Consider the following 20,562-nt stretch of genomic DNA (forward strand, 5'->3'; position numbering starts at 1 on the left):
AACAACATTAAATTACAGGTGAAAGGCAGTAAAATGACCATTAGCGGAGAAATATTTCAGCTGACAGGAGTCGTTTATTTCCTGGGAAATCTACTAAATTCCGAGTATTTCCTTTAAATCTGCAAGCTTATTTTTCGACAAAGGTACTACGGTCTTTTCAGTGCTATTCAGGGCTAAGCTGTAGCTATTGCGAGTCCACGTAATGATTTCCCGTACCTTTTGTAAGTTAACGATATAAGAGCGATGACTTCTAAAGAAGCCGAACGGTGTCAATTTTTGTTCAAGCTCATTTAGCGACAATGTACATGGATAGGCTTCACCTGTAACATACAGTGAAACAACACCTTCAACACTATCGATATAATCGATTTCAGGGGGATTAAATAAAATGATCTTATCGTTCTTCTTTGTAGGGATTTTATCAAGTCGAATTGGTGTACTTTCAAGAGAGGGAGAAGCTTGTTCTGTCTCATCTTCTTTCACATCTAATGCATGTAAGCCCATAGCATCCAGTCTATGTATTTCTGTACTCGAAATGATTAAATCCTCGAAATTGTTAGATAGTAAAATGACTGTTTTATTTTGTTTTTGAAGGACATCCAATAACTGAATGGCTTTTTGCTTGGAAAACTCATCTATATTTTGGAAAGGTTCTTCTAAAACTTGTATCGGTGCCCGATTAAGATATGTATGCAGTAATTTTAGGCGTTGCTTTTCGCTATTTGAGAGCTTGCTAATTTTCATGTTTTTTTGCTCCATCAAACCGAACAATGCTAATACATCCTCCATCTTTTCAGAAGAAGCATTGAAAAGCTTTAAGCAAAAGTTGATGTATTCTCGAACCGTCAGCCGCTCATACAAGGCATTTTCACGAAAATGTGTATACGTATTGCTTTGCTTTGCAAACCACTGGATTAAAGTATGTATTTTTGACACATCCGTATAGATGCCAATAATAATGCCTGGCTGCATAGATAGTTGGAAGTTTGGATAAATTACATTTCCTCCTTCTATATAAGGATCAATAATCATGCTTTCATTTTGATTCATTACTAAGTCCACCTTTACTTCGTTTAATTTCTTTCAGCAAATGTCTTTTGTACCGAAAGTGTAGCAACAGGTACAGAATTCTCCCGCCTTTATATGATGAATGAGGATTTAAGCCACTTTTCAGCGGGTGTCTAAATACTCGCTGAAATAGAGGAACTCAGTCTAAGAACGCCACGTCCTGTGGCAACGACTGAGTGACCAACATCGTGTTGGCCCAAAGCCTCCGGCGGATGTCACGGAATCGGAAAGGAGTTCTTTGTGCATGCACAAAGCCGATTCTGGACGCAATTATGCCGAGGCATAATTGATATCTTCGAAAAATTGCGAGATTTCGTTTTGTGCCTGTAGATAACTTTTATAACAATAGTTTGAATTATTGCAGTCCATAAAACCATGATGACCTTGATATTGACTCGTATGAACAAGTGGTAATGTACCGAGTGTTTCTTTTAATGCATGGACATTAAAACTTTTCTCATCTCTTGGTAAAATGACGAGTGTTGGACAAGAGGGGATTACATCCAGGTATTGACGAATGCGTGAACCATAAACGCAAACGATCCCTTGTAGTGGCAATGTTGATAGTCTCCAAGCCAATGTTGCGCCCACGCTAAATCCGATTAACAGCACTTCATCATAATGTGACCTAGCCCCCAATATTCTTTCGGTTAGTTGTTCTAGAGGAGTATCAAAGCCAATTTTATTTATGTAATACGCATAAGCCTGCTGTTCTTGCTCATATGGGAATATTTTATTGTCTGAATATAAAGAAATGCACTCAACAGAAGTGTTGGCGTTACTGTATGCCTCAGCTTGCATTTTTATAAAATCGTTGACTCCATAAATCTCATGTAATATAAATACTTTCCTTTTCATTTTGACCTCATTTTGTTTTTCCAATAGTGTATCAAAAAGTAATCATTTAGTATATTTTAGAAAATTTTGGTCAGCTATTATTTTGAAAAAATTATTTAACGATTGGTAAGTTTGCCTTACATAAAAAGTGAAAAATCCACGCAGACTTTTGTGGCTCTTGATTTGACCACAGAAAGTGAGGCGGATTTTTCTATTGATATAAGTCTTTATTTTAGGCTGCTTTCTCAAAGATTGTTGCTTCTGGTTTGTCTATCTTATTCAACTAAAGCACCCGTTAGTTTAAGAAGAAAAGCGACGCTTATTAAACAATCGCGCTCGATAATTGAATCCGTATGCTATTTAGTGAAATTTACCATTCGAGACGTAATTATTGCAGTAATTAAGATAATAATAGCGGTTATCAAACCAGATTCTCCAATCCAAATCTCAGTTTGATATCCTGTACTTGCACGTGCGAAAGGTCCTTGAATAATGGCATTCCAAGTAGTATGGATGATAACCGAAGGCCAAATGCTACCTGTGATAAGTCGTAAATAGGCTGTAATATAACTGAATGGCACAATACAAAAATAGATGCCAAGTACTGAAAGAAGGACAGATGGTCCCTCTACATATAGACCAGCAATAACTATTGGAACATGCCACGTTGCCCAAATCAATCCACTAATAAGGATGGGCCGTGAAAACTCTGCATCGACTAGCCTTGTGAGCATATAACCTCGCCAACCCATTTCTTCTCCCAAAACTGGGATTAAGCTAAGCAAACTTCCGAAAATGCCGCTCAATACTACTAGATAAATGAAACTGAATGGGGCCGTTAGATACTGAAGCCCAAGTATATTGTAGATTGGTTCTAACATACCACCTTCGGGATTCTGAAACCCCGCAATTCCGCTCAACCAGGCGATAGAATAAGTAATTCCACAAATAATCATAGGGATTAGCAGAGCAAAACCAATCCCCTTCCATATCTTTAAGTTACCGAGACTAAAAGATACATCTTTAAACCCTTCTTTCAGTATTATGCGAGTCAAAACAGAAGAAAATGCTGGGGTAAACATATATACCACAATAAGCGGCATACTTTTCGTAATTATTACTACTACATTTAGGATGATAGAAGTAATGATTAAAATACTCAGAAAGAGTTGAAGTCCTATTTTAGCACGTTGGATTTTATCTTTATTGTGGAACGATTTTGCGTGTAATATCATTGTAATCCGCCCTTCCCCTTTAATTCATTTGTTTATCGAATTTACTTCCTGTCATTTCCACAGACACAACTTAGAATAAAAATATTTTGGCATACAGATTAATTCATCTTTAAAATCCCTCCCAAATTTATAATCTAGTCTTACTTGCGACTCATCAATGTAATTATTATTTATAAGTTGTCATAGCCGATAGTACAAAAGTGTAATGATTAGCCTATGACCTGTGTCAATTAACCTTATGACAATATGTAACTAGAAAATATGATATGGGATAGATAACAATTGAATTAAGGCAATTGATTCGTGCAAGTACATGAATCAATCTTGCTTTTACAAATAATTCAATTGAGGTGGAAAAAAATGAATAAGAAAAGAATAATTGCAATGGTTAGTACAGCTTTATTAGTCACAGGATGTGGAGAAGTAGGAAAGGCTCAAACAGTAGCAGTCGAAAAAGTAGCAGTCGAAAATTCAGGCCAATCAATCCAAAAAAATATAGTTAAATCAATACAATCACAGGCTTACCCATTAAAAACGATAGAGCCGTCAAAATCATTTGAGGATTTAAAACCACTTAAGAAGATGATTGGGAGCGCACAATATGTAGGATTAGGAGAGAATACTCATGGAAGCTCTGAAATTTTCACTATGAAGTTTCGACTTGTGAAATATTTGGTTACTGAGATGGGTTTTACAAATTTCACAATGGAAGAAGATTGGGGAAACGGCTTAAAGTTAAATGAATATATCCAAACAGGAAAAGGAAACCCTAGGGAATTTTTAAACTTGTTATATCCTACTGATGAAATTATAGCCATGATTGAGTGGATGAAAGATTATAATGCTGATCCATCCAATAAAAAAAAGATCCAATTTATTGGGCTCGACTTAAAGGAGTTGGACCAAGGTTGCTTTAATAAAGTAATTGATTATGTAAGGCTGCATCGACCAGATTTGCTGGCAGAAGTAGAAGAAAATTATAAAGAATTGTCGGCTTTTAATGGAAGTACACAGGAATATATGGACCTTGCTCCTGAAATAAAAGAAAAGTTCAAGGCAAACGCTGAGAGAGTAGCTCGATTACTAAAAGATGAGAATAAGCAAGCCTACACAGAAATAGCTTCACCCGAGTACATCTGGGCGAAAGTAACGGCAAGTGCAATAGAGAAATTTACCACAATGCTAATTCCTAACGACTATCCAAGTATGTTAAAGCTACATGAGCAATACTTGGCCGATCATGCAATGTGGGCACAAGAGACATTGGGTGGTAAAACGATGGTATGGGGACACAATGTTCATATAGCTAAAGGAATTATCGATGAGAAATTATACCCTTATGTTGCGGGGCAGTATTTGAAGGAACGTTTAGACAATAATTATGTCACAATTGGCAGTACAACTACGGAGGGGAATTTCACCTTATACAACGACACCGCAGATAAGATTATAACGGATCTGATTCCACAAGATGTAAATAGTTTCAATTATACCCTCGGAAAAGTACCATATAAAATGTTTTTATTGGATAACCGTCACCTTAAAGGACCAGCAGAGAAATGGGTTAAAGCAAAAAGGCCATTACTAAGTATAGGGGGACGACTCGTACCGAACGAATCGGCATACTTTGATAAGTCATTGCTTGAGCAATTTGATATTATTTTTCATATTCGAAAAACAAGTCCATCTCATATTAAATAAAAGTGCAAAACAATCCGTTCTTGCATCTGCAAGAACGGGATTGTTTTGTGGAGGTTAATAAAAGCATCTTTTTTTAATCAGAAGTAGGTTACTCTCCCTTTTTTAGCATCATTTAGAAATGTCATATGACACTTTTACACTAGTGAGAATGACAAAAAAAGCAGTACAATTCGGTTATTACATAGATAGGAGCGATGAACTTTATGAAATCAAGATTCATCAAGAATGGTTATTTTTTATTGCTAACTTTCGTTACAGGATTGTTTTATTTTTGTTTTTATCTAATAGCTCTGCTATTCAGCTTCACCCTTTCATTTACGGTAATTGGGATTCCACTAGTTATACGCGTACTACAGACTACTACACCTTTTATCCAATTCGAGCGCATACAGACGAAAATTTATACAGATATTTCAACAGACTCTTATGATAGAAGTATAACAATAGATACATCGAACTGGACTCAGGTGAAATTAGTGCTTACCGATCGTCGCAATTGGTCTGCTGTCTATTGGTTAATGCAGAAATTTGTGATTGGCATTTTTAGTCTCATTTGTGCAACCATTTTTTATATAATGCCACTTATGTTGCTGTTCGCACCACTACTGTATCGCTACTTCGAAATGAATATTATATTCATACAGATAGATACTTTTGCAAAGTCACTCTTTGTAATGTCTATGGGTATAGTATTTATCGCCATAAGTAGTAGAATAGTAGATGGTTTGACAAAGAAAATTGGGGGCTATACACGTAGCATGATTCGGCAACTAAATCGATAGAAGTTTGCCTTCTGTGAGAGAATTGTAGTGTAAAATTAAAAATTATAACAATGTATGAAGGATTAATTTATAAAATAGGAAGTAAAAAGGTAGGCTATTTAGGGGGTAAATGACTTGTTAGATATGGTTAAGTATTGGGTTTGGTACGATTGGATTATGTTAGGAGTCCGTATACTTGCTAGTATCTCTATCGCCATAAACACATTAGATTATCCGGATAGTTTAACATTGCCACTTTGGATTATTATTTTTTGGGAGGTTGTTGCCTTCTCGATTCCATGGGTAGCCTTACTATTCAATTATAAATATTATTTGTTCACAGAAATACTGCTATATGGTGGACTATGTATATATTTAACCTCATTATTTCCGGAAGCTTACATCACATTTCTTATATCGGTGTTTCTAATTGCTGCGAATAGTAAGCATTTGTCCTATTATTGGACAGCTCCAACAACAGTTTTTATAACAACTGGAATTCTCTATGCGGTTGCGCCAAGTAATAGCTATTGGATTTTGGTTACCTACTATGGACTCGCTTATGTAATGGGCTTCGCTTTCCATTTATTAATCGTCAATCATAAGCAAAATGAAGCGATTCGTAAACAAAACGCGGTACTTGAGCAATATATGTCTCAGATTGAACGCATTACACTGGCAGAAGAACGGAACAGACTGTCGAGTGAGCTTCATGATACAGTTGGTCACGCTTATACTTCTATTATTATGGGGATGGAAACGTTGCGTACCGAACTTGCTACTGAAATGGGTATACATAGGCTAGATTCTTTGCTTGAAATGGGACGTAAAAGCATCGAGGACGTGAGAGGTTACCTACATCAAATGGATTCTCCGTGTCAATCGTCTTCCTTGATTCAATCTCTACAAAATCTTGGAGCCGAATTTCAGGAGCACGCTCAGGTAAATGTAAGTTTTAGGACATTCGGAGAGGAATATCAACTGTCTCAGCAAGCGAAGATCGCATTCATTCGTTGCTTACAAGAATCTCTTACAAATGCAGTACGTCATGGTCAGGGGACTGAAATTATAGTTTCATTGCAGTTTGAACAACAATATACGAGGTTAGAAGTTCAAGATAACGGAAAAGGAAATGTAGAATGGCAAGAAGGCTTCGGTATGAATGCGATGAAAGAACGGGCAATGAATTTGCAGGGGCAATTGTCTGTATATACAAAGCCAGAGGAAGGAATGCTTGTTACATGTACCATACCGCGACAAATTGAAATAAAAGTTGGACTTATTCGTTTGTTAATTGTAGACGACCAGCCATTTGTTCGGGAAAGTTTGAGGACACTACTCGATAGATATGAAGATTTAAATGTAGTCGGTTTGGCTGAGGATGGCAATCAAGCCATCGATTTGTGTGGGCGCCTTCAACCCCACGTTATACTTATGGATTTAGATATGCAGCACATGGATGGAATCGAAGCAACCAAAAAGATTAAGCAACAATGGCCACATATCCGCGTATTGATTTTTACAACGTTTCAAGATACCGAACAGGCGTTAGAATCGCTTCGCAACGGTGCGGATGGTTTTTTACTCAAATCTATTGAAACGTTGGAGCTAGCTAATACGATCCGACTTATTCACAAAGGTGGGACACTGATTGATCAGGGGATGTCTCACAAAATATTTGAGAAGTTTGATGAGCAAAAAGAGACACTACAATCAAAAGCAACCGCTTATGAGCTAACAGCTAGGGAGATAGAAATATTGCAGCTAGTAGCAAAAGGACTTCGATACAATACGATAGCTTCAAGGCTATATTTATCGAATGGTACGGTCAGGAACTATGCTTCAACAGCTTACACAAAGTTAGGAGTGCGTAACAAGGAAGAAGCTGTCCACAAGGCTCTAGAAATTGGAATTATTGATTGAACTACCCCCACTTTCACTTCGTTTAAAAGTGGGGGATTCCTAAGTAAAGAGTTCTATCGAACTCTAATTTATTAGGCTAGCTTAACAAGAACTATCCAATTTTTCTAAGAATTCATTAATTATTTGAAGATATTTATTTAAATCTGGCTCCCATAGTTCATGTCCCGAACTAGCTATCTCAATTATGTTCACATCATTAAGGTAATTCCTATATTTTTCAACTTCCATTTCTTTCAAAAGTGAACCATCAGTTCCACCCTTAATAATTAATACAGGTACTTTAATCAAGGATAATTCACTATAAAGGTCAATTTGTCTTGATTCTTTCTGGATACCTGTTACAACATGTCTCCTGTCTTCGTTTAAATAACCACTATTAAGAATTCTATCTGACCATGTTTCAGGTATGTAAGGGTATTTTGCAGGGTAATCGCAGATAATCAAACCTTTTATATCAGTCTGTTCCGAAGCAAACTTAATCGCATATGGAACACCCATAGAATATGCCATTAAACAATAATTCTTAACTTTACAATCTGATATTATAGCATGTAGGTCTTTAACATGGTCATCAAAAGAATATCCACCTTTGGGGGCATCACTATTTCCACGGCCTCTTAGACTCATCGTTATACATTTTCTTGATAATAGTTTTCCCAACAAATCAGTTGATTGTTCTGCAAAATTTAAAGCACCTGGCACATAAACTAAAGGGGTTACAGACGTATTATAATCAGCACTTTCAAGGTAATGAATTTTAACTTTTTCTGAATTTGCCCATCTATCTATAAACCTCATATCAACACCTCATTTTCTGGTTTATCCTCTTAATTATTCTTTATTAACTTATAAGTCCCCTTATTAAACTAACCTGCCCCATTAGTTTAATAAGGCTGTTTTCTCAAAGATTGTTGTTAATCGAACAAGGGGCCCATATTTAAAAGAGTATGTTATATTTTGGATTGCAAGAAAGGTCGAATGAAATAGTATAATTAAGCGTTATTTAACTTATTTCGTAAGAGGTGCTTAGTATGTTTAAAAAGAAAATATTGATTGGACATTCAGAAGATACTGCCCAGGCAATTATTGAACACAGAGAAAAAGGGAACGTTCCGTCAGAAGATACCGTCCAGGCAATGATCGAACACTTAGAGTTAAGTAACATTCCGTTTGAAGATACTGTCCAGACAATTCTCGAATACTTAGAGAAAAGTAATGTCCCATTGGAAGTAGATATCGAAGCCTTTTTAAAGCCGTCGTCTGAAGTATACGAGCTTTTTTATACGGTCAAAGTTCAAAAAAAATATGCAAAACAAGCGGAAGCCTTTGTTACGCAGTATGTGTCGCAAGAAGATCTGATGCATCGGTATAAAGTGGCGAATAAGAAAAGTAGAAAATTAGAGAGAAAGGAAAAAGCTCTTTATTTGTTTGTAGCTTTTATATACTTTATAGCGGTAGCTGCCATCGAAATGGGTAAGAGCTTAGGATTGGAGATCGTTCCGTCTATCGGTTGCGCCGTGTTATTGATGGGTGGTATGTTTATGACGATAAAATTTTACAAAGAGATGAAAAAAGAATCGGGTGATTCGAGAGAGACCTATAAATGGTTGATGATTGTCGGTATTGCTTGGATATTTTATGCTGTTGCTTCTTTTATATCTGTATTTCGACTTTTTAGTTTGCTTTCTTTCATTTACTTACTGCTTCTTTCACATATCTCCGCATTTTTCTAGTTCGCAGAAGCAACAATCTATACGAAAACAGCCTTTAATAAAAAAAAGAGCTGCATAAACAACTCAACGATCTTCAAGTAAAGCACCCCGTTACATTCGAGGCTTTTTGTTGTATTTCCAAACTTTCATTTGGGAACTTTATTTGTATATTGAATTAATAATATCGTACATTTTTTACATACATAATTACTAGGTTTAGCTATTTAACATATTGAATATACCCTAGCATATCAGCAGCAATGAAAGTAGCTATAATGCCCAATAATAGACTTAAAAGTAATCTAAACTTTTGCCATGTAAAATAAGGTGTATCTATATCGCTATGGTTATCATTCGTCCGTTCTAACAAATACCACATAGAAGGTAGAATGATGAAGGATACGATTAGTTGTTTCCATATGGGTAAATGTAATGGTAAACCTGGTCCTTCTTCAATAAAAATAAGAATTGTAGCCATAATCATACCCATAGCATACTTTTCAAGATATTTCTTCATGTAATACCACATTTCATAGTCATTTAGATATTATACCAAAAAATAAGCGTACTTAATTATAAACATTTTAGCTTTCTGGTTCCCTCAAACCTTCAGAAAATTACCAAAGCGTCGTTTGGTAACATTTTTATAAAAGGTTGTTTTATTCAATAATATGGCCCGATTGTTGAACAACAAGTTAAACAACACTATTCAACTAAACTGCGCCGTTAGTTGAAGTATAAAAAGATGGGATCTCTGTGGAATCCCATCTTGAAGTAAAGCACCCAGTTAGTTTAATAAGAAAAGCAAATCTAAAAAAGAATAGTACATACTTATGATACGGTTCACCTTAATGTAGTTAGTTTCCATTTTCTATATATATCCTTACCAGCGATTCATCGCTATTTCCACCAAGACAACGTATAATAAGAGAAGCAGAAGAAGAATTCATTTTTCCTCTAGTTAAAAAAAGAGGTGCAATTACTTGAAACATTTTGAAACAGCATTACCTGAGCAGTATGAAACATTAAAAAAACAGGCCAATTATACGTCTAGCTGGCGAGAGCGTTTAGACGCAGTCGAAATGTTATCGGCTTATCAACATGACAAAATCATAGATTTATTAAAAAACCGTATGCAGCATGATACTGTCAACAAGGTGCAATTAGCAGCCTATGAAGCACTTGTGGCGCTTGGCGAGGACGTAGAGAAGCCATCACCTGCACGTTTTGATATTATCAAAGGAACAGACAAAATTTTCCTGCGGGTTAAAAAGAGCTTGCCGAAGGACCATACAGTGGCAGACTTTGCGGATAAACTAAAACGTATGCGTTTAGATGTCTTTGATGCGTATGAAGGCGACAAAGGTGTACAATTTATGAACTGGTTAGAGGAACGTTGGGCAAAACTGTAATCAGTAGTTTTGCGATTTATGAAGGAAAGTCATTCTCTCCGCTTGTGGAGGGAATGACTTTTTCTTATCTTACGCTGCGGTTCATCGAAACTAATATTAAATTGTATTACTTCTTTTCTTTGATCATCTATCTTTATTGTTTAATGATAAAACAAACACCTTATTAAACTAACCTGCCCCGTTAGCCATCCATGAAGCGCAAAAATCAGTACTTCACCACAGAAAATGAAAGATGATTAAAGTTCTTTCATGGGAGTTTAAGTAGAAAAAGGCTCTACTCCTTATTGAAGTAAAGCCCCCGTTAGTGAAATAAGACCATTTATAATAGTTCCTTATTCTTTGTATAAGAACGTTTTAATGAAATAACATTGATAAAAAAAATCCCTATCCCACTAAGTAATGATATACCTAAAGGTTCAAACCAATCATTTGGATTAGAGGGTATCTTAATAAATATCAAATAGAGCGACAAAAAAATAATAACAAACCCAATTGTTTTAAAAACAATGACTCTAAGTTCTTTTTTATATTCCTGTCCTGTTGCAGTATCCGTATATTCAATACCAGATATCGTATATTTACCTAATACATAAATAGGTAAGACAAAAATGGACGACAAAAGAACAGTGTCTATGCTAAAATTATAGAATTTATTGCCAATCAACATCACAATAAGAAAAAGGAACAGTAAAATTCCACCTTCAGAGAAAAAATATAACATCTTCTTTTCCTTATATTCATCGACTGGTATCAAAAAAGATATCCAAGATTTCATTAATCCTCTACCTCCCAAAATAATTCATCTAAAGTTTTATTAAGCTCTTTTGCTATTGCCACACAAAGATGAAGACTCGGATTATAATCTCCTTTTTCTATTAGTCCAATTGTCTGTCTGGTTATACCAACTTTTTTTGCTAATTGTTCTTGAGTAATGGAAGCTTTTATTCGTGTTATTTTTACATTATTTTTCATTATTAACCTCATGAGATGTAATATTTAGCTTGCATATGCAACTTATATATTACATTTATTGTGTGTTAAATGCAACATTTTCCAAAAATTAAAAGAGCCTACACAGCTTTTGTTAACTATTTCTCTTGTTTAACTAATCTGCCCCGTAAGTTGAATAGCAACAATCTTTTCGAAAACAGCCTTATTTTAAAACTTTAGACATAAAACCCTTCATTTCCATACTAAGTGCACTAAGTTCATCAATAATTTCACTAAAGTCCTGAACAAGTTGTGCCTGTTCGTTTGTGGCGCCATTTATTTGAGTCATGTTTTGCTTTAAATTTTCAAGATTATGATTGATGCTTCGAAGAGAGGATTCAATGTTATCGGTAGCAGTAGTTGTTTCAGTAGAAAGTTTGCGAACTTCTTGAGCTACTATATTAAATCCAGCACCATGTTGGCCTGCTCGTGCTGCCTCAATCGATGCATTTAATCCGAGTAGATTTGTTTGACGAGAAATATTTTTTATTAAATCGGTAATAGCATTTGTTTTTTCTGCATCCTCTAAAGCGAATTGGGTCTGTTTATTAATTTCCTCACTAGTTGCGGCTAGTTCCTCCGAATGAGAGGCAATTGTATGTACTTTATCCTGTAGGTTGTGGATAATATCATTCATCGTAAGAATATATTTTTCCATCTGGAGAGAATGATCAATAGGTAATCCAAAGGCTAGTGCGCCTACGATACGCCCATTTTCACGAACGGGAAAAGAAAATCCGTTAAAATCCACACCATAAACCTCTTTTGGTACAGGTGCATCAGTGCTTTTTCCTTTGAGTGGGAGATGTAAAATTGCATCAACCGAGTGAATTTTTTGTCCATTTTTATAACCAGCATCTAACCGTTTTCCAGGTAAATACACAACGATGCTCTCGCTCTCTTTATCTACTAATGCCATCATGGCTTCACCCTTCATAGCTAAATGAATGTAAGGCAATGACGCTGATAATGCTTCAATAATATTCATAATAACCTCCTCGGTATATGTAAGCTCTGTTAATTATAATCTCGTCTTAAAAAAACGTAATTTTTAGAAAGTAACACTTCTTTAATTGTATGAAAAAAAGAAAAGGATAAAAAGACTATCTTAATACCATTATCCTTTTAAATTGTACGAAATTAAGGTCTTATATGTTTAAAAGAGGATTAGATTTGCTTAGTAATGAATATTGCAGGTTTTTATAAAAGTGACAAGTTAATCATCTACCTATTCGCAAATGAATTAAGCAGCACCTGATGGAAATAAAAAAGTAAAGACTTTGTGAATGTTGAGGCGCTTTAAATGAGAGCGAAAGCGAAGCGGCAGCAACAACAAATGTTTTATCTGTGTGAAAGCGAAGCGGCAGCAACAACAAATGTTTTATCTGTGCGAAAGCGAAGCGGCAGCAACAAAGCGCCCAGCCGGAACGGAAATCAACCTCTCGTTTTGCAAAAGAGCATCCTCCATTTTTTTCAATAACATGAGCATCTGATGAAAAAAATTCATTAGGTGTTTTTCTTTCGCAAAAGCTTAACATAGCTTTCTCTTTTTTGGACAACCTAAACTAGAAATAATGGTATGAGGTGATGATCATGAAAATAGAAAGGTCGTCCGAATGGGAAGAAGGCTTTATAAATAAACTAAATCATCTTGAAAAGTGGGATAGTTGGACATTGTACAAGATGAATTATGACATTGTGAAAATGAAGTTAATTACTGATTTCACAGGTTTACAGGCGACAAAGTATTTACCAAACTTAAAGCCGCTTAAGCACCAGTTGGAAGCAGCAGAGACAGTCATTGAGCGTATGAATGGTAAAGCGATTTTAGCCGACGAGGTAGGTCTTGGTAAAACAATTGAAGCAGGTTTAGTTTTAAAAGAATACCTGATTCGAGGACTCGTTAAAAAAGCATTAATATTAGCCCCAGCATCTCTTATTAATCAGTGGGTTGAAGAATTAAATATAAAGTTCCACATTCCGGCAGTAGCTTATAAAAAAAATGTTCAGGTTGAGCGCCATGATGTTCTTATTATGAGTATGGATACGGCGAAGAAGAGTCCTCACAGAGAGCGCATTTATGAGCAGAATTATGACATGATTATAATCGATGAAGCGCATAAACTAAAAAATCATAAAACCCAAATTTATGAATTTGTACAAGGCTTAAAGAAAAAGTTTTGTTTATTATTAACGGCAACACCGATTCAAAACGATGTTTTTGAATTATTTTATCTAATTTCTTTACTTAAGCCTGGTCATCTTGGCAATTATGATACATTTCAATCTGCATTCTCGGCAAGTAAGCATGATTTAGAGCATAATGATTATTTAAAGGAATTAGTGAATCAGGTGATGGTGAGGAATAGGAGGGAGGACACGGGTATTGAATGGACAAATCGCCGTGTTCAAATTGTTCCTATTCGATTTACGAAGGAAGAAGAGGAAGTTTATAATCTGCTCGGAACGCTTCAAAATACAGGCTCTTTTTCAATGATTACATTGCAGAAGGAAATGTGTAGTAGCAAAGAGGCAACGGCTTTAACGTTAACTAAAATGCTTGAAGACAATGCTCAATCACAAGAAATTGAAGATATACTAGCAAAATTAATGGCCTTAGAAGTGAATTCAAAAGCGAAAAAGACACTTGAAATAGTTGAACAGGCCAAGGACAAAGTGATTATTTTTACAGAGTATAGAGCTACTCAAATTTATTTGCAATGGTATTTACATTCTAACGGTATTACGAGTGTTCTGTTCAACGGTAAATATAATAAAAGTAAACGGGATTATATGAAGCATCTTTTTAAGGAAAGGGTGCAGGTTCTAATCGCAACAGAGGCAGGCGGTGAGGGGATTAACCTTCAATTTTGTCATCATGTCATTAACTATGATTTGCCCTGGAATCCTATGAAGCTAGAGCAACGAATTGGTCGTGTACATCGATTAGGGCAAGAGCATGATGTTCATATTTATAATCTGGCTATTGCGAATACGATTGAAGAGAATATATTAGCATTACTTCATACGAAAATTGATGTTTTCGAAAAGGTAGTGGGCGACTTAGATGCGATTCTATCTAACTTTAAAGAATCTGTATAGTGTAAGGGAGAAGGACTATGTATCCACAGCAAGTTCATAGTTATTTACGACAATTTTTTACTGAAAATGATTGCCGTATTGTAGGAGAAGATCAGCATTATCTTACAGTACAATTAACAGTTGATATCGATAAAAGAATAATGAATCGTCCTTTTTATTGGCAATACGTAGAAGCTACAAATAGTGAGGCAAATCCAGCCCAAGTAACTTTCATTACCAATCAAACAGCATCAGCTGGGAGCCTTTATGGCGAAGGTATTCATTTCGGTTCTCCGAGAATGAACCAGCTTTTTCAAGCAACAAGGGAGCTAGGAGCTTATGTTCAGCTTTTTGAGAAGGTGGATTCCGCAATAGGGCAAGTTATCCTTACTCCATGGCTAGGTGTTAATTTTAAAGTGTCGTATTGCTGCGACCAAACGAAAGAAATGCTTTATTCATTTGGCATAAACTTGCTAACGGGGATCATAAATGAGGAATTTCAAGAGACAATATGTACAGCCGAATTTGACACTGTTCCAGCAGATAATGCTTTTCATGTGCAATTTATTATAAAGCCCCTTAGAGCACTTGAAAGATTAAATGCTACTATTGAAAAAATCATTGAACAAGATGACCATTCATGGGCTAATGAAGCAAAAAAACGATGGCAACGTGATCAGCGAGTTCTCGATTATTTTTATGAAGAGGAAGAAGACAAACCAGAATGTTATGAAATAGAAAAGAAGGCATTAGAGGAACAATACGATACGAAAATTAAAATAGAAATTATTAATGGTGGATTATTTTATCTTTATTAAACGAGGAGCTGTCCTAATAGTAGGGACAGCTCCTTGCCATTTTAACTTCTTTTAGCGGGTGTCCAAACACCTGCTGAAATAAAGGAACTCAGTCTAAGAGCGCCACGTCCTGTGGCAACGACTGAGTGACCAACATCACGTTGGCACAAAGCCGATTCGGGACGCAATAATGCCGAGGCATTATTGATTATTCTTCAAAAATACTTTGTAGCTGTGCCAACTTATTATCCCAAAATAAATCAAAGTACTGTAGCCAGTCTTCAATCTCTTTTAGTTTCTCGGCATGTAATGTGTATACTTTTTCTCGTCCCTTTTTCTGGGCAGAGACTAGCTCAGCCTGTTCTAAAATTTTTAAATGCTTCACGACAGCAGTTCGGCTTATAGAAAAATTCTCAGAAATAAGTGAGATCGGTTTATCACTTGAGGCAAGTAGCTGTAGGACATGACGTCTTGTTGGATCAGCGATAGCTTGAAAAACATCATACTTTACAGCAAGTGGTGTCATTGTGATTCCACAACTTCTTTTAATTTTTTGCCGACAAGCATAGTCCAGCCGCCTTCCATTGTTGTACGAATAGCTGCAGCAGGCATGTTCGCTTTAGGAATGATATGTGATGCTTCTTTCCAGCCACCATGAGTTAACGTGAATTCTGTTTGCTCACCAATTTCTTTCAGTTCAAAAGTGACAAACCATCCATCTGTATCCCATGCAAAACGAACAAAATGTGGAGCATCTACTTGTTCTACTCGACATGGTGAAGGGCCAAACGGTGATTGTATTGAAAATTCATGGCCTTCAATTGGCTTAAAATTATTTGGCATAAGCCAAGAAGCAATCTTTTCAGCGTCTGTTACTGTTTCCCATACTTTTTCAATCGGTGCATTGAGTGTAACTGTCTTAACAATATTCTCTAGTTTTTCAGTCATTTAAAATGAACTCCTTTTCAAAAAAATGTAACCTTAAGGTGTTATGAATATATAACACCTTAAGGTTACATGTCAATTATAAATACCTTGGATAAATTTTCATCACGTCTTTTTGTATAGCCTTACATATGTTAAAATTATTTTTATAATTTTCTGATTAAAAGGGAGGGTATTAAAGTGGTGAACATATCTGTCTTTTTATTAATGTGTATTTTATTAATTATTTTGCCTGGTCCGGATACGGCGATTGCAACAAAAAATACACTTACCGTAAGTAGAAAAGGGGGCTTACAGACTTTACTCGGTTCGTGCTGTGGATTATTGATTCATACTTTTGCAGCAGTTATTGGACTTTCCGCGATTATTGTAAAGTCAGCATATGTATTTGCCATTTTAAAATACGTCGGAGCGGTCTACTTATGTTATTTAGGTATCAAAACCTTATGGGCATTACGAGCAATACGTACGCAGCCTCCTGTAGTGCAAGACGAGACCCAAATGGATCATAAATATTCGAAGCAATCATGCTTTAAGCAAGGCTTCTTAACGAACGTTACAAACCCAAAGGTGGCTGTATTTTTTCTCACATTTTTACCTCAGTTTGTAGATGGCAAGAGCGGTACATTTATGCCGTTTCTTATCATGGGGCTTATTTATACTGCGTTAACAGGATTTTGGTTTGTATTTTATGTTTACTTGTTGGATAAAATTAGCGCATTTATGAAAAAGCCGACGACGAAAGCTGTTATCGAAGGATTGACAGGCGCAGTGTTAATTGGCTTTGGCATTAAATTGGCATTAGAAAAAGCCCACTAATTTGTCATTTGAAAAATGATAGAGCTACTTAAATAAGAAAAAATCCATACTATATAAAATGAAGATAAAGTTATTTAATTAACCCCGTTCTAAGTTTAGGACGGGGTTAAAGGTATGGTTTTATAAACAACACTAGAAAATATAAGTTATTTAAAATAATCTAAGCCTTTTTCAACAATAGCGTCCGTTACATGAATCATTTCTATCCTTATTTCCAATAAAGTGTATCCTTAAATTTCTCTGGCTTTTTTACATAGCTTTCGATAATAAATCCACAGTCTGTGCAAATAATGTATTCAACAACTGAACCTATACTAGGCTTATTATCTGGGTACATAACTGCAGGCCCAGTATGCTTACCTTTCCCTAACTCCTTCCCGCCACATTTTGGACATTCAATTACTTTCGTAGAATTCTTCAATTTGAAACCCTCCCCTTATGTATTTTCCTGATATATCCTATTATCTATTAGTACGAACTGTATGTAAAATAGTTCCATAAAATAGCTATTTATCATTTCCTTATTCCAATAGCATTGCATTGGTTGTGCAAGCCACTCCTCTTCTTCTGATGAAAGAGAGAAGGGAAGAGTGGAGTGTCCTGTTTTAATTCAATATTTTTCATTGTACAAGCTAACGTAACGTGAGAAGTAAGAGAAAAAATAATTTCTACAAAAGGGCAATGCATTAAATTTATACGAACGTTTTAACAGTCAATTCAGCTCATTCAAAAGGAAAATAAAAACTTCACGGATAAATATTCCGTGAAGTACTTTATATCCAACTAGAAGAACAGGAAGCCAATGCTAATAATAATGCCGGTGAAGAGTAAAATGAATAAACAGAAGCCCATTATATCTCTAGCCTTTAAGCCAGCAATTGCAAGGGCTGGTAGTGCCCAGAAAGGCTGAATCATATTCGTCCAAGCGTCACCCCATGCGATAGCCATAGCAGTTTTAGCATAGTCGGCACCTAAAGAGGTTGCGGCGTCTAGCATAATAGGAGCTTGCACCGCCCATTGTCCACCACCTGACGGTACAAAGAAGTTAACAAGTCCCGCAGAGAAAAATGTAAACAAATAGAAGGTATGTTCATTTGAAATAGTAACGAACCATTCTGAAAATACAGCAGCTAAACCAGAAGCGGTCATCATACCCATGATCCCTGCATAAAACGGAAATTGAAAAACGATGCCTGTCGTTGTTTTAATAGCATCTTGTGCAGCAGCAAGGAAACGCTGTGGTGTCCCGTGAAAAATGATACCCAACACAATAAAAATCGTATTGACAACATTTAAATCAAGGACAAAGCCTTTCGTCATAAAATGATGTACTAAATATACGAGTCCAATAATAGCAATTAAAATTGTTAAAATATAACTTCTTTCTGAGCGGCTAGCAAAGTTGTTTTCAGGCTTAGGCAACTCTGTTTTTTCTTCTACTAATAAAGCAGGGTCAACTTCTACTGTATCTTCTTCCTTTGGCATCATCCAGCGATTAAAGAACGGTAAAGTGAAGACGATAACAATAACTATAAATAAATTATACGTTGAAAATAATGTAATATTTGTTGGGATGATTCCCATAATATCAGCAAACTTATGACCTTCAGTAGCGATGGATAACGGAATTGAGCCAGCTAATCCACCATGCCAAATAACAAAGCCTGAATAGGCACTAGCAATTAATAAACGATAATCTACTTTTTTAACATGACGAGCAATTTCCTTTGCAAAGAGGGCCCCGATAACAAGCCCGAATCCCCAGTTAATCCAGCAAGCGATTAGCGATACGAATGTAACAATGATAATCGCCATGCCTGGTGTTTTGATTTTACTTGCAATGGATGATAATCCTTTTTTAAAGACAGGACTATTCGCTAAAATGTGACCTGCGGCTAAGACAATCACCATTTGCATTGTAAATGCTAATAGTTCCCAAAAACCATCTCCCCAATATATCACCATATCGAGCGGAGAAGAATCTGTTAATGTAACCCCTAAAAGTAATACTAATACTGTGAGTATAGTGACAAATATGTATGGGTCAGGTAAATATTTTTCCATAATAGCATTTGAAATTCTTGTTAACGTTTTCATGTTAGAAATCCCCCTTCATTTTCTGCCATCCTTTATTGCTAATTGTACATAGGAAAATGAATAAATAAAGATGAAATCGGAATTAAGAACAATAAATAGAACATAATGTAGAAATAAATTTACGATCACTATCGCGGAATATAAATATGATTGAAATTATAACAAAGCCTTATTGCTATTGTGTTTGGTCTACATATTTTTAAGAAGAAGGATAAGTAGAAAATGAGGAGAATTTATTACTAAATAGGGAGTTTTGGAATATTTTTTATACCAAATTAGAATAAATAGGGGGTATCTATATGGAGTTGCGAGATTTAAAAGCTTTTATGACCGTTGTCGAACATGGGAGTTTTTCAAAGGCAGCTAATGAGTGCTTTATGTCACAGCCTTCATTAAGTAAAAGCATTAAAAAGTTGGAGAATGCCCTTCATGTAGAGTTGTTAAACCGATCTACACGCAATATAGAATTAACAGATGCAGGTAGTATTGTCTATAAACAAGGACAAAAAATAATACGCTCAGTACACGATTTACATATATTATTGGATGATTTATCGAACATCAAAACAGGTACGATCAAATTAGGGATTCCGCCGCTAATCGGCACACTATTTTTCCCTGAAATTGCTCGGAAGTTTCATAAGCAATATCCAAAGGTGCATTTAGAGCTTGTGGAACGGGGAGCTAAAATGATCGGAACATTAGTAGAAAATGGCGATGTTGATATGGGAATTGTCGTTATACCTACTGATGATAGGAAATTTTCTGTCCAATCATTTGTAGAAGACCAATTTTTTGTTTTTATTAATGAATCCCATCCACTAGCTCGGCAAGAACATATTCGATTACAGGATTTAAAAAATGAAACATTCATTATCTTTACAGAGGAATTCACACTACATGATTATGTCATTAAATCATGTAAAAGCGTAGGATTTACACCAGTAGTCGGCTATAAAAGCTCGCAATGGGATTTAATAGTGGAGCTAGTATCCTCGAACTTAGGGGTGACACTTTTACCATACTCAATTGCCGCAAAGCAGACGAACAAAAATGTCAAAATTATTCCATTGCTTAACTTTGACATGCCATGGCGTTTAGGCGTTATTACGAAGAAAAATACTTATCAATCTTTTGCATTAAAGCAGCTACTCAGTACAATACGTTCTGACAATTGATTTATG

The 20,562-nt window shown here is 35.7% G+C and carries 22 protein-coding genes; 10 read left to right on the forward strand and 12 right to left on the reverse strand.

From position 1 onward, the window contains the following. Positions 1–93 precede the first annotated feature (93 nt). The 3 genes from ACQKMI_RS20690 to ACQKMI_RS20700 form a co-directional block, all read right to left on the reverse strand. Positions 94–1,050 carry a LytTR family transcriptional regulator DNA-binding domain-containing protein gene (locus ACQKMI_RS20690; RefSeq protein ID WP_427491954.1) on the reverse strand — a complete coding sequence of 319 codons (957 nt, stop codon included), beginning with the start codon at positions 1,048–1,050 and terminating at the stop codon, positions 94–96. A gap of 288 nt (positions 1,051–1,338) precedes the next feature. Beyond that, positions 1,339–1,950, reverse strand: coding sequence for a dienelactone hydrolase family protein (locus tag ACQKMI_RS20695; protein ID WP_427491956.1), 612 nt, complete (start codon positions 1,948–1,950; stop codon positions 1,339–1,341). 311 nt (positions 1,951–2,261) lie between these two features. Further along, on the reverse strand, positions 2,262–3,140 hold the full coding sequence (locus ACQKMI_RS20700) for a CPBP family intramembrane glutamic endopeptidase (RefSeq protein ID WP_142510004.1): 879 nt from the start codon (positions 3,138–3,140) through the stop codon (positions 2,262–2,264). A gap of 360 nt (positions 3,141–3,500) precedes the next feature. On the opposite strand from ACQKMI_RS20700, the gene ACQKMI_RS20705 reads away from it, so the two are divergent. The 3 genes from ACQKMI_RS20705 (at position 3,501) to ACQKMI_RS20715 (ending at position 7,525) form a co-directional block, all read left to right on the forward strand. After that, positions 3,501–4,841: an erythromycin esterase family protein gene (locus tag ACQKMI_RS20705; RefSeq protein ID WP_427491958.1), complete on the forward strand. Its 1,341-nt coding sequence runs from the start codon at positions 3,501–3,503 to the stop codon at positions 4,839–4,841. 203 nt (positions 4,842–5,044) lie between these two features. Beyond that, positions 5,045–5,623 carry a sensor domain-containing protein gene (locus ACQKMI_RS20710; RefSeq protein ID WP_403000213.1) on the forward strand — a complete coding sequence of 193 codons (579 nt, stop codon included), beginning with the start codon at positions 5,045–5,047 and terminating at the stop codon, positions 5,621–5,623. A gap of 114 nt (positions 5,624–5,737) precedes the next feature. Continuing rightward, positions 5,738–7,525, forward strand: coding sequence for a response regulator (locus ACQKMI_RS20715; RefSeq protein WP_427491960.1), 1,788 nt, complete (start codon positions 5,738–5,740; stop codon positions 7,523–7,525). Positions 7,526–7,606: 81 nt separating this feature from the next. Here the strand turns inward: ACQKMI_RS20715 and ACQKMI_RS20720 are convergent, their stop codons facing one another. Then, positions 7,607–8,323, reverse strand: coding sequence for an alpha/beta fold hydrolase (locus ACQKMI_RS20720; protein WP_427491962.1), 717 nt, complete (start codon positions 8,321–8,323; stop codon positions 7,607–7,609). A 233-nt stretch (positions 8,324–8,556) separates the two neighbouring features. Here ACQKMI_RS20720 and ACQKMI_RS20725 point away from each other — a divergent pair, with 233 nt between their 5' ends. After that, complete coding sequence (locus ACQKMI_RS20725; protein ID WP_427491964.1) at positions 8,557–9,258, forward strand: hypothetical protein; 702 nt, start codon at positions 8,557–8,559, stop codon at positions 9,256–9,258. A 199-nt stretch (positions 9,259–9,457) separates the two neighbouring features. Here the strand turns inward: ACQKMI_RS20725 and ACQKMI_RS20730 are convergent, their stop codons facing one another. Next, positions 9,458–9,754 (reverse strand): hypothetical protein, encoded by a 297-nt coding sequence (locus tag ACQKMI_RS20730; RefSeq protein ID WP_427491967.1) that lies wholly within the window; start codon positions 9,752–9,754, stop codon positions 9,458–9,460. Between the two features lie 466 nt (positions 9,755–10,220). On the opposite strand from ACQKMI_RS20730, the gene ACQKMI_RS20735 reads away from it, so the two are divergent. After that, entirely contained in the window at positions 10,221–10,649 is a 429-nt protein-coding gene (locus ACQKMI_RS20735) for a HEAT repeat domain-containing protein (RefSeq protein WP_427491969.1), read from the forward strand. 319 nt (positions 10,650–10,968) lie between these two features. On the opposite strand, the gene ACQKMI_RS20740 is transcribed toward ACQKMI_RS20735, so the two are convergent. The 3 genes from ACQKMI_RS20740 to ACQKMI_RS20750 form a co-directional block, all read right to left on the reverse strand. Beyond that, a complete protein-coding gene (locus ACQKMI_RS20740; protein WP_427491971.1) occupies positions 10,969–11,424 on the reverse strand; it encodes a DUF3278 domain-containing protein in 456 nt (151 codons plus the stop codon). Beyond that, on the reverse strand, positions 11,424–11,621 hold the full coding sequence (locus ACQKMI_RS20745) for a helix-turn-helix transcriptional regulator (RefSeq protein WP_427491973.1): 198 nt from the start codon (positions 11,619–11,621) through the stop codon (positions 11,424–11,426). The genes ACQKMI_RS20740 and ACQKMI_RS20745 overlap by 1 nt, the downstream gene beginning before the upstream one ends. Before the next feature lie 181 nt (positions 11,622–11,802). Then, a complete protein-coding gene (locus ACQKMI_RS20750; RefSeq protein ID WP_427491975.1) occupies positions 11,803–12,627 on the reverse strand; it encodes a methyl-accepting chemotaxis protein in 825 nt (274 codons plus the stop codon). A gap of 315 nt (positions 12,628–12,942) precedes the next feature. Here ACQKMI_RS20750 and ACQKMI_RS20755 point away from each other — a divergent pair, with 315 nt between their 5' ends. The 3 genes from ACQKMI_RS20755 (at position 12,943) to ACQKMI_RS20765 (ending at position 15,538) form a co-directional block, all read left to right on the forward strand. Next, positions 12,943–13,119, forward strand: coding sequence for a hypothetical protein (locus ACQKMI_RS20755; protein WP_427491978.1), 177 nt, complete (start codon positions 12,943–12,945; stop codon positions 13,117–13,119). A 107-nt stretch (positions 13,120–13,226) separates the two neighbouring features. Next, the gene (locus ACQKMI_RS20760; RefSeq protein ID WP_427491980.1) at positions 13,227–14,741 is read left to right on the forward strand and encodes a DEAD/DEAH box helicase; all 1,515 of its coding nucleotides are present in this window, start codon (positions 13,227–13,229) and stop codon (positions 14,739–14,741) included. Positions 14,742–14,758: 17 nt separating this feature from the next. Continuing rightward, positions 14,759–15,538: a YqhG family protein gene (locus ACQKMI_RS20765; RefSeq protein WP_427491983.1), complete on the forward strand. Its 780-nt coding sequence runs from the start codon at positions 14,759–14,761 to the stop codon at positions 15,536–15,538. 187 nt (positions 15,539–15,725) lie between these two features. Here ACQKMI_RS20765 and ACQKMI_RS20770 read toward each other — a convergent pair whose 3' ends face one another. Next, a complete protein-coding gene (locus ACQKMI_RS20770) occupies positions 15,726–16,043 on the reverse strand; it encodes an ArsR/SmtB family transcription factor (protein WP_427491985.1) in 318 nt (105 codons plus the stop codon). Further along, complete coding sequence (locus tag ACQKMI_RS20775; RefSeq protein WP_427415116.1) at positions 16,040–16,465, reverse strand: SRPBCC family protein; 426 nt, start codon at positions 16,463–16,465, stop codon at positions 16,040–16,042. Before ACQKMI_RS20775 ends, ACQKMI_RS20770 begins: the two co-directional genes overlap by 4 nt. 177 nt (positions 16,466–16,642) lie before the next feature. Here ACQKMI_RS20775 and ACQKMI_RS20780 point away from each other — a divergent pair, with 177 nt between their 5' ends. Then, complete coding sequence (locus tag ACQKMI_RS20780) at positions 16,643–17,281, forward strand: LysE family translocator (RefSeq protein ID WP_427491988.1); 639 nt, start codon at positions 16,643–16,645, stop codon at positions 17,279–17,281. A gap of 208 nt (positions 17,282–17,489) precedes the next feature. On the opposite strand, the gene ACQKMI_RS20785 is transcribed toward ACQKMI_RS20780, so the two are convergent. Continuing rightward, on the reverse strand, positions 17,490–17,702 hold the full coding sequence (locus tag ACQKMI_RS20785) for a transcription initiation factor TFIIIB (protein ID WP_427491990.1): 213 nt from the start codon (positions 17,700–17,702) through the stop codon (positions 17,490–17,492). A 362-nt stretch (positions 17,703–18,064) separates the two neighbouring features. Then, a complete protein-coding gene (locus ACQKMI_RS20790) occupies positions 18,065–19,378 on the reverse strand; it encodes a short-chain fatty acid transporter (RefSeq protein WP_427491993.1) in 1,314 nt (437 codons plus the stop codon). A 299-nt stretch (positions 19,379–19,677) separates the two neighbouring features. Between ACQKMI_RS20790 and ACQKMI_RS20795 the strand changes: the two genes are divergently transcribed. Next, positions 19,678–20,556 carry a LysR family transcriptional regulator gene (locus ACQKMI_RS20795; RefSeq protein WP_427491995.1) on the forward strand — a complete coding sequence of 293 codons (879 nt, stop codon included), beginning with the start codon at positions 19,678–19,680 and terminating at the stop codon, positions 20,554–20,556. Positions 20,557–20,562: the final 6 nt, after the last annotated feature.

This window comes from Lysinibacillus sp. NPDC097214, from assembly GCF_050277945.1.
GTDB classification, from domain to species: Bacteria; Bacillota; Bacilli; order Bacillales_A; family Planococcaceae; genus Lysinibacillus; species Lysinibacillus xylanilyticus_B.